The sequence below is a fragment of the Bacillus sp. FSL W8-0770 genome (genome assembly GCF_038008705.1).
GTDB classification, from domain to species: domain Bacteria; phylum Bacillota; class Bacilli; order Bacillales; family Bacillaceae_G; genus Bacillus_A; species Bacillus_A cereus.
Map to the genome: position 1 here is coordinate 494636 of NZ_JBBOZR010000001.1, position 10365 is coordinate 505000.

The following is a 10365-nucleotide window of genomic DNA, read 5'->3' on the forward strand; positions in this document are numbered from 1 at the left end:
TTACTCATTTTACTCTGTTGAGATAGATGGGTCTGCCTGTTCTTTTTTCGGGATAATCTCAAAAAACTGGTTCTGTATATCATCTAATAATGCTGTTAATAAAGCAACTTCCTCATATTGCTCATGTTCGTTTAGTACACGAATATAGTCTAGCAATAATTCAGTTACATCTTTCAAACCATTTTTACTAATTGATTGTAATGTAACATTTGCCCCTTTTGCAATTCTTCTTTTTAAGGCCTGTTCTGTTAGGCCTAAGTTTGAATCATGACGTAAATAAACAACACCGCCAGTCATGCCAGCACAAATCCATGGACCAGGGTCACCTAAAACAAGCGCTCGCCCATTTGTCATATATTCAAAAGCAAAACCTTTAATATTGGAGTATGCCCCTATATTTCCTTGCTCTTTTTCACGGAGTGGTTTTGTTATTCTACCTCCAATTATCATGTCTGCCCCAGAAAGGCGAATGCCAGCGCGAGCATCAGCGTTCCCTTGCACGTATAGTGCCCCTTTTTGTGCACCATATCCAAATCCTTTTCCGACAGAACCGTTATAATATACTCCGTCTTTTCCTTTTGATTTCGTTATATAAATCCCACCACCAAAGGAAGTTTTACCAATGCCATCTTGTGCGCCGCCATTTACGTGTATAAATAAATTTTCACTATTGTAAGCGCCTAACCCATTTCCGGGAATAGAACCATTCGTATACTTTAATGTAAGTGGTTCAAGTTGAGTAGCTTCATATAGTTTACTGCGAACGCGATAACATGATTCTAGACCACCCATAACGCGTTGCTCTACACCAACGCCTACTAATTCTTTTGAGTCAGCGGAATGAACTGTCTTAAATTGTTTTTCTGGTACGCCATCTGTTGTTGTAACAGATGGATGTTCTATTATTTGTAATAAATTACGTAAGTTTAATAAATTTTCGCCTCGAACTTGCTCTAATAAATCAGAACGCCCAACAATTGCTTGTAAATTTGTATACCCAAGCTGTCCTGTTAATTGTTTTAGTTCTATACCGAAAGAGGTGAATAAATTTAGCAGGCCAGTAACTGCGCTTTCTAATTCGCGTGGGACGAAGCGGCGTAACCCATGTTCTTTTGCTTGTGCTTCAGACTCGATTTGTGTCGCAATTCCGACATGGCAAGTATCTAGATGACACCCACGGCAAGTAGTGCAGCCGATTGCAATCATTGATAGTGTGCCAAATCCAATACGGTTTGCTCCGAGAAGCATGATTTTCAAGGCATCATTTACACTTCGAATACCACCATCTGCCCAAATCTCTACTTTATGTCTCATGCTCGCTTCTAATAAAGCGTTGTGAGCGGCTTTAACACCAATTTCTACAGGAAGACCTACATGTTGCAAGGCGTGAATACGTGCAGCACCTGTTCCGCCATCGAATCCGCTAATGTTAATAAAATCAGCACCAGCTTTGGCGATACCGACAGCAATTGTTCCGATATTAGGAACGACAGGGACTTTCACGGCTACTTTGGCAAGTTGATTAGCTGTTTTAATTTCCGTAATCATTTGAGCTAAATCTTCAATTGAATAAATATCATGGTTATTAGAAGGTGAAATTAAATCTGAGCCAATTGTCGCATTACGTGCTTCAGCGATTTTGGCTGTTACTTTTGAACCAGGTAAATGCCCACCTTCCCCAGGCTTTGCGCCTTGACCGATTTTGATTTCAATTAAGTTCGATGAGTTTAGTAGTTCGGCATTTACTCCAAATCGCCCAGATGCCACTTGTTGTCCACGTGTATGTGGATATTTTCCAATCATATCTTTAATTTCGCCGCCTTCACCGTTCAAGCTAATCATATTTAGCTGATCGGCCGCTTCTGCATATGCGCGAAAGGCAATTTCGTTTTGAGAACCAAATGACATAGAACTAATAATGAATGGAAAATCATGGTTTTTAATGCCGATAGATACTTCTTCAGTTGGAACGACATGTTTTGTTTGTTTCGTTTGAACAAGGTGTCTGATTGCGATGGGATTATTCTCTTCTAGTTCACTTAACTTGTCACGGTAATCATCATAAGAATTTCCTTTTGCAACATCGCCGATTGCTTTCCAAATTCGCGGGAATATATGAAATGATTTTCGCATTCTAATTTTAGGATTGTTATAATCATCCGCTCGCATTTTTGCATCTTCAGCAAGTGATTCAAGTGAAAAAGCTAAATCATTTGAACCGAAGAAATTTGTAATCTGTAATATATTTGCGATTTCTTCATGTAACCCAATAGATGAATAGAGACGTCCGTAACCACGTAACTCATGAATTCCAATTGTTGAAATGACTTTTTCTAATCCTTTATTAAGTGCATTATACAGATTCGTAATTGGTGTTTTTGTTCCGTCATTTACAGTCGCGAATAATAAATATGGATTAATACCATCTGCTCCTAATCCATATAGCGTGACAATGTCATGTAAGGAGCGAAGGGCACCAGAACGTATAACGAGAGAACAATTGCGGCGTAATTTATTTTCACTTAATGCTTGATGTACTTTAGCAGTAACTAAATGTGGATCAATCCACAATCGCTCATTTAGATGGGCTTTTGCGTCATCTAATACTAGTAGGGAAGCACCGTTGTTAACAGCAGCTATCGCTTCAGAACTAATGCGGCTTAATGCACATTGTAGAGTTTCTGACGAGCTGAATGTAGCAGAGATTGTGGCGATAGAGTTATGAGTTTTAAATAGCTCTATGAGTTGTTCGTACGTAATTGTGTGTAATTCCTCTGCAATAGGTTGTGCCACGCTTCCTTCTAAAATAATTGGTGAAAGCATTTCAACTACAAATGGCCGTTTTGCGCCGCTTAATAAACTTGGACGCTCTCCAAGTACAGTACGTGTAGAGAAGTGTTCAATTTCACGGTCACGGTCAATTGCAGGGTTTGTAACAACAGCTACACTTTCTTTAATAAAGTCAGCGATATTTCGTCTATCAGTATCAAGTGCGGCAAGTGGTGAGTCATGCCCAAGTGAGCGTATTGGCTCAACGCCTTTTGTTGCCATCTGTTCAAGAAGTTGAATATGTTCTCGGTCCCATCCGAAAGCGACGTATTGTTTCGTTTCAACTTGAACAGAATCACATAGCCCTTGGATTTTTTTCGTTTCAGGGATAGATAAATTTAAATGGTAATTGGTAGTATCAATTCGCTTTTTAAAACGGTTATATACTTGGATTTGATATTTGTCATATTCATAAAGAACAAGTTCATCTTGTTCATTCCATTTTAATCCGACTTTTTCTCCAGGAGCGAGTGGTTTTGGTTCTGCTACATATTTAGTTGGTGATACAACTCCAGGTTCAGAAGAGAAAATATAAGAGCTCTCTGTCTCTACTTTCCATACTGGGCGTAATCCAAGGGAATCAACGCTGAAAACAGCTTCATCTTTAAAACGGGAAATGATGCCAGCTGGTCCTTGGGCAAAATGTCCCCATGCTTCACGTATATACGTATATAAATCTTGTAAAGGTGTTTCATAAAGTTTAATTTCATTAATAATTGGTGGGAATAGAATTTCCATTGCTTCAAATAAGCTGTAGTTGTATTGAACAAGTAGGGTTTCTAAGGTGCGGTTTAAATCTTGAGAGTCACTGCCTCCTGCAGTAAGTGGTACATCAATCATTTCGGCTTGATCGCGTAATTTCGCAATTGTGTTAATTTCACCATTATGTCCGAGAATGCTAAATGGTTGTACACGAAAAAAATTAGATAATGTATTAGTAGAGTAGCGGTTATGTCCTAATGTCATAGTTGAAGCGATAAGCGGATGTTGTAAATCATTATAGTAGGCAACAAGCGTATCACCAGCACCTAGAACTTTATATACAACATGATCACGACTTAATGAAGCAACATGAATTGCTTCGTTTTCCTCTATTTTTATTGTGACAGAAAATAATGTTTGCTCAATATTTGTAATTTCGTTTTCTGAGATAAGGGCAACTTGCCAAAATAAAGGTTCTTCTTGTTTACCAAGTGGACCGAGCGCATCTGAGTTTGTTACATCATCATTTTCGAAAATGATAGTAAAGTTTTTGTTGTTTAATTGCGTACGAATATAATTTTTTAAGGCAGTAATGTCTTCTTTTTTATTTAGAAAAAAATGTCCAACGATAAAGTGGGGATGATCCACAATCGTTGGATTATATCCGCTACTTTTTAGTTTTTCATTCCAAAGCGTTTTTGGTACATCAATGTGAATGCCGATGCCATCGCCCTCGCCATTAATGAAACCAGCTCTATGATTCATTTTGACGAGTGATTGTATGCAAAGATCAATGTTTTCTTTTGTAGCAATTTTTCGTTTCTCCATAACGGAAACGATTCCACACGCATCATGTTCTGCATTTCTATAATCTCGAAATAAAGACGGTGTCCATGTATTTTTTTTATTGAGCATCCGTCAATCCCCCCTCTTGTAAAAGTTAGAATAATCTCACTATTTAAGGTGCGAATCACCTTGTACACAGAGATAGTAATGCTGTAAAAGAATATAAAACAGATAATTATGAATAATTATACTATTAATACGGAATTTATGAAATAGAAAAAAGGAAAAAAGAAAGGTGAGCTTTCTTTTTTCCTTTTAATGATGGGATTATTTATTGTCTGCTAGGGCAGCAAATGCTCTGTCGACAGCTTCGATTGTATATTCAATATCTTCTTTTGTATGTTCTGTAGTTAAGAACCATGCCTCGTATTTAGAAGGTGCTAAGTTAATTCCTTCTTGAAGCATAAGCTTGAAGAATTTACCGAACATTTCACCGTCTGTATCTTGTGCGGCATCGTAATCTTCAATTGTATTTGTTGTGAAGTATACAGTTAAAGCCCCTTTTAGACGGTTTAATGTAATGTCGATATTATGTTTCGCTGCTTGTTCTAAAATTCCTTTTTCAAGCATTGCACCAAGTTCATCTAATTTCTCATAAAGCCCTTCTTGTTGAAGCACTTCTAGACAAGCGATACCTGATGCCATAGAAGCAGGGTTTCCTGCCATTGTACCAGCTTGGTATGCAGGTCCAAGCGGAGCAACTTGTTCCATAATTTCTTTCTTACCACCGTAAGCACCGATTGGTAAGCCGCCGCCAATAACTTTACCAAGCGCTGTTAAGTCAGGTGTCACACCAAGTAAGTCTTGAGCACCACCGTACATAAAGCGGAAAGCAGTAATAACTTCATCATAAATTACTAGTGCGCCAGCTTCGTGAACAAGTTCATTCACTTTTTCAAGGAATCCTGGTTTAGGCTCTACAATACCGAAGTTTCCAACGATTGGTTCTACAAGGATAGCTGCTACTTCATGACCCCATTTATCTAAAGCCTCTTTTAAAGTTTCTACATTATTAAATGGAACGGTAATAACTTCTTGTGCAATACTTTGTGGTACGCCAGCTGAGTCAGGAGTTCCTAAAGTAGAAGGACCAGATCCAGCTGCCACAAGTACTAAATCAGAATGACCGTGGTAACAACCAGCGAATTTCATGATTTTTGTGCGACCTGTATAAGCACGAGCAACACGAATCGTTGTCATCACTGCTTCTGTACCAGAGTTTACGAAACGGACTTTATCTAATGCAGGCATTGCTTCTTTTAACATTTTTGCGAATTTTACCTCTAGCGCTGTTGGTGTTCCATAAAGTACCCCATTTTCAGCAGCTGTTGTAATTGCTTTTGTTATATGCGGATGAGCATGTCCAGTAATAATAGGACCGTATGCTGCTAAATAATCGATATATTTATTTCCGTCTACATCCCAGAAATAAGCGCCTTTCCCACGTTCCATAGCAACAGGAGCGCCGCCGCCAACTGCTTTAAAAGAACGAGAAGGACTATTAACACCGCCAACGATATGCTCTAAAGCTTCTTTATGTAATGCTTCTGACTTTGTGAATTTCACTACAATTCATCTCCTTACAAAAATCTATGTATTATTCTAACATGTTTTTCGAAAAGACGTATTGTTTGTGATAGCGCAGGCAGTTGGGTAAACTATTCGTTGTGACATTTAGGAGGGGGGTCCGATTATGAAATCGGTAATTGAGGTACAAGGGTTACGTAAAGAGTTTACAGCCTATTCAAGTCGTCCGGGCTTAAAGGGTGCATTTCGCGATTTATTAAATCGTAATTATAAAATAGTACCAGCAGTAAATGATGTATCTTTTACTGTAAAGCAAGGTGAAATGGTTGGTTATATCGGTGAGAACGGTGCTGGTAAATCAACAACAATTAAAATGCTTACGGGGATTTTAACTCCGACATCAGGGCAAATCACAGTAAATGGAATGAACCCACATAAACAAAGAGAAGAATTTGTAAGAACAATTGGTGTTGTTTTTGGACAGCGTTCGCAACTTTGGTGGGATATTGCAGTACAAGAATCGTTTCGTTTATTAAAGAAAGTGTACGGTGTATCAGACGCTCAGTATAAGGAGCATATGGAGCACGTAATTGAAACGTTAGATATAGGGCCTTTATTAGATAAACCAGTTCGAAAATTATCTCTTGGTCAAAGGATGCGTTGTGAATTAGCGGCAGCCTTAATTCATAATCCACCGTTATTATTTTTAGATGAGCCAACAATTGGGTTAGATGTACTTGTGAAATTGAAAATACGTGAATTTTTAAAAGAAATGAATGAACGTTATAAAACAACAATTTTATTAACAACACACGATATTACTGATATTGAAGCTTTATGTGAGCGCGTTATCATGCTGGATGAAGGGAATATTATGTATGACGGTTCTTTAAGTAATCTTCGTACGCAGTGGGGAGCAGAGAAGGAAATTCACTTTCAGTTTGTTGCACCAGTTTCCTATCAGGCTTTATCAATGGTTATGCCAGATAATCATGTTGTTTGGTCGAAAGCGAAAGAGGAAAATGCATGGGTTGCAAAAATTCCGAATGAAGAAGTTATTATTTCAATGCTTATTTCTAAAGTAGTACAAGCATTTCAAATTAAAGATTTAAAAATTAACGAAGTGTCTACAGAGGAAATTATTCGTAACATTTATGAAGAAGGTATTACGCATGGGTAAGTATATTGAAATGATTCGAATTCGCTTTTTAATGATGCTTGCGTATCGTACAAATTACTATAGCGGGATTTTAATTTATACGATTAATATCGGTGCTTACTATTTTTTATGGCAAGCAATTTATAGCGGAAAAGAGAATATTGAAAGTTTATCTATTTCGCAAATGACCACGTATATCGCAATCGCGTGGATGGCACGTGCCTTCTATTTTAATAATATAGATAGGGAAATTGCGATGGAGATTCAAGAAGGACGTGTGGCTGTAGAATTAATTCGTCCGTATAACTATTTGGGAATGAAAGTTATGCAAGGTCTTGGCGAGGGAATATTCCGTTTTGCCTTCTTTTCCATTCCAGGCATGGTTATCGTTACGTTATTATTTTCGTTGCAAATTACAACGAATTTTCAAACTTGGTTATATTTCTTCTTATCTTTAATATTTAGCTTTATTATTAATACACAAATTAATTTAATGACGGGAATGCTTACGTTTTTCCTATTTAATAATAGTGGGATTATGTATGCAAAACGCGTTGTTATTGATTTATTTTCAGGTCTATTATTACCAATTAGTTTTTATCCGTTATGGGCCCAAAAAGCAATGATGTTTTTACCATTTCAGGCTATTAGTTATATTCCAAGTATGATTTTTTCTGAAGGTATACAGGGGAGTAAGTTGTATGAGGCTTTAGTATTTCAAGTGATTTGGGCGATTGTACTTATTATTCCAATTGTACTCATGTGGAGAACGGCGAGAAAACGTCTAATTGTACAAGGGGGATGATGAGATGATATATATAAACTTATTTTTACAATATGCAAGTCAATATATAAAAACGAAATTGGAGTATCGAGGCGATTTTATCGTTGGTTTACTTTCTGATTTATCGCTTCAAGCAGTTAATTTAATATTTATTCTCGTTGTATTTGGGCATACACAAGCATTGAAGGGATGGAGTCGAGAAGAGGTAATCTTTATTTATGGTTTCTTTTTAGTGCCATTTGCCATCTTTTCAGCTTTCTTTAATATATGGGATTTTAATGATCGATACATTATTAAAGGGGAGATGGATCGTGTATTAACGCGACCGATCCATAGCCTATTTCAAATTATATTAGAAAGAATGGAACTTGAATCTTTAATTGGAGCTATTACAGGGATTGTTGTAATGGGATATGCAGCTGTGGAGTTACAATTATCTTTTTACTGGTATGATTTCTTCTTATTTATATTGATGGTAGGAGGAGGAGCACTTGTATATGGAGGGATATTTGTTACGCTGGCGAGCCTTGGTTTTTGGTCGGATGCGAAAAGTTCAATTATGCCTCTTATGTATAACATAGGTAATTACGGGCGCTATCCTGTTAATATTTATAATCGTGTAATTCGTTTCATTTTAACGTTTGTTTTACCGTTTGCATTTGTTGGAGTATATCCAGCGGCATACTTTTTAAGAAAAACAGAATGGAATAGTTATGCATTTGCGACGCCAATGGTTGGTATTATCTGTTTTACGATTGCAATCACCCTCTGGAACCAAGGGGTAAAAAGGTATCGTGGCGCGGGTAATTAATTATAGAAGCTTGTTCGTTTCTAAGGGATAAATCAGTTCTCCACCTCATACATATAAAATGAGGTGGAGGACATGTTATGGGGATTTATTCTATTAATTGCAGCAATCGCTATTTTGAAAAGTGTCCAATTATTATGGAGTTCCTATTCGGATTCAACGCGTTTTTTTTCGCTCTATAATTTGGCCACATTATTTTTAATCTATACAACAGTACTAATCGCATTTGGATTAAGTTACGTTGTATTAGAGGAAATGGGTTTCGCAGTTTTGAAAGAGGACGGAGAAAGTTTGAACGCTCATTCTTTTCAACTCGTCGAAGTTTGTTTATATTTTAGCGCAGTTACTTTATTGTCTGTTGGATATGGTGACATATCTCCGATTGGAATTGGGCGATGGATTGCAATCGCAGAAGCGCTAATTGGATATACACTCCCTTTTGCTTTTGTGATGAGGTCTGTAATAGACAATGAAAAATAAGGAAGCATTTGTTATAGTAAAGGAAAAGAGTAGGAGTGATAACTATGATTACAGTAGGAGAAATGGCACCAGAATTCACATTAGAGGGAAGTAACGGAGAAGAAGTTCGCCTAGCTGATTTCCGCGGTAAAAATGTAGTTCTCTATTTTTATCCGAAAGATATGACGCCAGGATGTACAACTGAAGCATGTGATTTTCGTGATGCGTATGGAGTATTTCAAGAGAAGGATACGGTTATTCTTGGAGTAAGTCCTGATTCAGCGAATAGACATTTGAAATTCATTGAGAAACATGAATTGCCATTTACACTTTTAGTAGATGAAGATCATAAAGTAGCAGAGTTATACGATGTTTGGAAGTTAAAAAAGAACTTTGGGAAAGAGTATATGGGAATCGAGCGTTCTACATTCCTTATTAATAAAGACGGTGAACTTGTAAAAGAGTGGCGTAAAGTGAAAGTGAAAGGACATATTGAGGATGTTCTTTCTTATATAAAATAAATCTACATTGGAGATAAAATATGCAGAAACAAGGCAAGTGTCTATACATATTTTACTCCCTTACATAAAGTGGAAGTGTAGGGCATACCTCCTCAGATGATAGTATTCCAAGTGCGATTATGTCGCACTTTTTTCTATGGAATATATGAAGAAAAAAGGGAAAGATACATAAAAACAAGTCCTGAATATAAAAATAAACTACATACTTATAGTAGAAATATTGACGATTTATAAGAAAAGGAGTACACTCTTTATAAGAATTATAAAATAATAATCCGTATAGAATCGGGGTGCATGACGGTGGTCAAAGAAGAATTAAAAGAAGCGCTAGAAATGCTGAAAAATACGGGTGTACGCATTACTCCACAGCGTCATGCTATTTTAGAGTACCTTGTGGAATCAATGACGCACCCAACAGCGGATGATATTTATAAAGCATTAGAAGGTAAGTTTCCAAATATGAGTGTTGCAACTGTCTATAATAACTTACGTGTGTTTAAAGAGGTTGGACTTGTAAAGGAATTAACTTATGGAGACGCTTCAAGTAGATTTGATTATGTTACAAGTCAACATTATCATGTGATTTGCGAAAAATGTGGTAAGATTGTTGATTTTCCTTATGGAGGCTTGGAAAAGCTGGAAGAGGAAGCTGCGAAAACGACAGGCTTCGTTATCAATAGTCATCGCTTAGAAATTTATGGCGTTTGTCCAGAGTGTCATAAGGCGTAAT

Annotated in this window: 8 protein-coding genes; 6 read left to right on the forward strand and 2 right to left on the reverse strand. The window is 37.0% G+C overall.

Annotation, left to right across the window (positions count from 1 at the left end; translation table 11 throughout):
• Positions 1–9: 9 nt before the first annotated feature.
• A complete protein-coding gene (locus NST27_RS02590; RefSeq protein WP_061661716.1) occupies positions 10–4446 on the reverse strand; it encodes a glutamate synthase-related protein in 4437 nt (1478 codons plus the stop codon).
• 198 nt (positions 4447–4644) lie between these two features.
• On the reverse strand, positions 4645–5943 hold the full coding sequence (hemL, locus tag NST27_RS02595; protein WP_047385569.1) for a glutamate-1-semialdehyde-2,1-aminomutase: 1299 nt from the start codon (positions 5941–5943) through the stop codon (positions 4645–4647).
• Between the two features lie 127 nt (positions 5944–6070).
• Here hemL and NST27_RS02600 point away from each other — a divergent pair, with 127 nt between their 5' ends.
• The 6 genes from NST27_RS02600 (at position 6071) to perR (ending at position 10364) form a co-directional block, all read left to right on the forward strand.
• Positions 6071–7084, forward strand: coding sequence for an ABC transporter ATP-binding protein (locus tag NST27_RS02600; RefSeq protein ID WP_000843658.1), 1014 nt, complete (start codon positions 6071–6073; stop codon positions 7082–7084).
• On the forward strand, positions 7077–7868 hold the full coding sequence (locus NST27_RS02605; protein WP_000521519.1) for an ABC transporter permease: 792 nt from the start codon (positions 7077–7079) through the stop codon (positions 7866–7868). Before NST27_RS02600 ends, NST27_RS02605 begins: the two co-directional genes overlap by 8 nt.
• A gap of 4 nt (positions 7869–7872) precedes the next feature.
• A complete protein-coding gene (locus NST27_RS02610) occupies positions 7873–8658 on the forward strand; it encodes an ABC transporter permease (RefSeq protein WP_047385571.1) in 786 nt (261 codons plus the stop codon).
• 72 nt (positions 8659–8730) lie between these two features.
• The gene (locus NST27_RS02615) at positions 8731–9135 is read left to right on the forward strand and encodes a potassium channel family protein (RefSeq protein WP_000964343.1); all 405 of its coding nucleotides are present in this window, start codon (positions 8731–8733) and stop codon (positions 9133–9135) included.
• A 44-nt stretch (positions 9136–9179) separates the two neighbouring features.
• Complete coding sequence (bcp, locus tag NST27_RS02620; protein ID WP_000633710.1) at positions 9180–9635, forward strand: thioredoxin-dependent thiol peroxidase; 456 nt, start codon at positions 9180–9182, stop codon at positions 9633–9635.
• A 300-nt stretch (positions 9636–9935) separates the two neighbouring features.
• Positions 9936–10364, forward strand: coding sequence for a peroxide-responsive transcriptional repressor PerR (gene perR, locus NST27_RS02625; RefSeq protein WP_000237829.1), 429 nt, complete (start codon positions 9936–9938; stop codon positions 10362–10364).
• The last annotated feature ends 1 nt before the right edge of the window (position 10365 follow it).

What these genes read in the sequence shown, in the direction of transcription:
- NST27_RS02590 (WP_061661716.1), bottom strand. Translation starts at nt 4,446, where the DNA reads ATGCTCAATAAAAAAAATACATGGACACCGTCTTTATTTCGAGATTAT.
- NST27_RS02600 (WP_000843658.1), top strand. Translation starts at nt 6,071, where the DNA reads ATGAAATCGGTAATTGAGGTACAAGGGTTACGTAAAGAGTTTACAGCC.
- NST27_RS02605 (WP_000521519.1), top strand. Translation starts at nt 7,077, where the DNA reads ATGGGTAAGTATATTGAAATGATTCGAATTCGCTTTTTAATGATGCTT.
- NST27_RS02610 (WP_047385571.1), top strand. Translation starts at nt 7,873, where the DNA reads ATGATATATATAAACTTATTTTTACAATATGCAAGTCAATATATAAAA.
- NST27_RS02615 (WP_000964343.1), top strand. Translation starts at nt 8,731, where the DNA reads ATGTTATGGGGATTTATTCTATTAATTGCAGCAATCGCTATTTTGAAA.
- bcp (WP_000633710.1), top strand. Translation starts at nt 9,180, where the DNA reads ATGATTACAGTAGGAGAAATGGCACCAGAATTCACATTAGAGGGAAGT.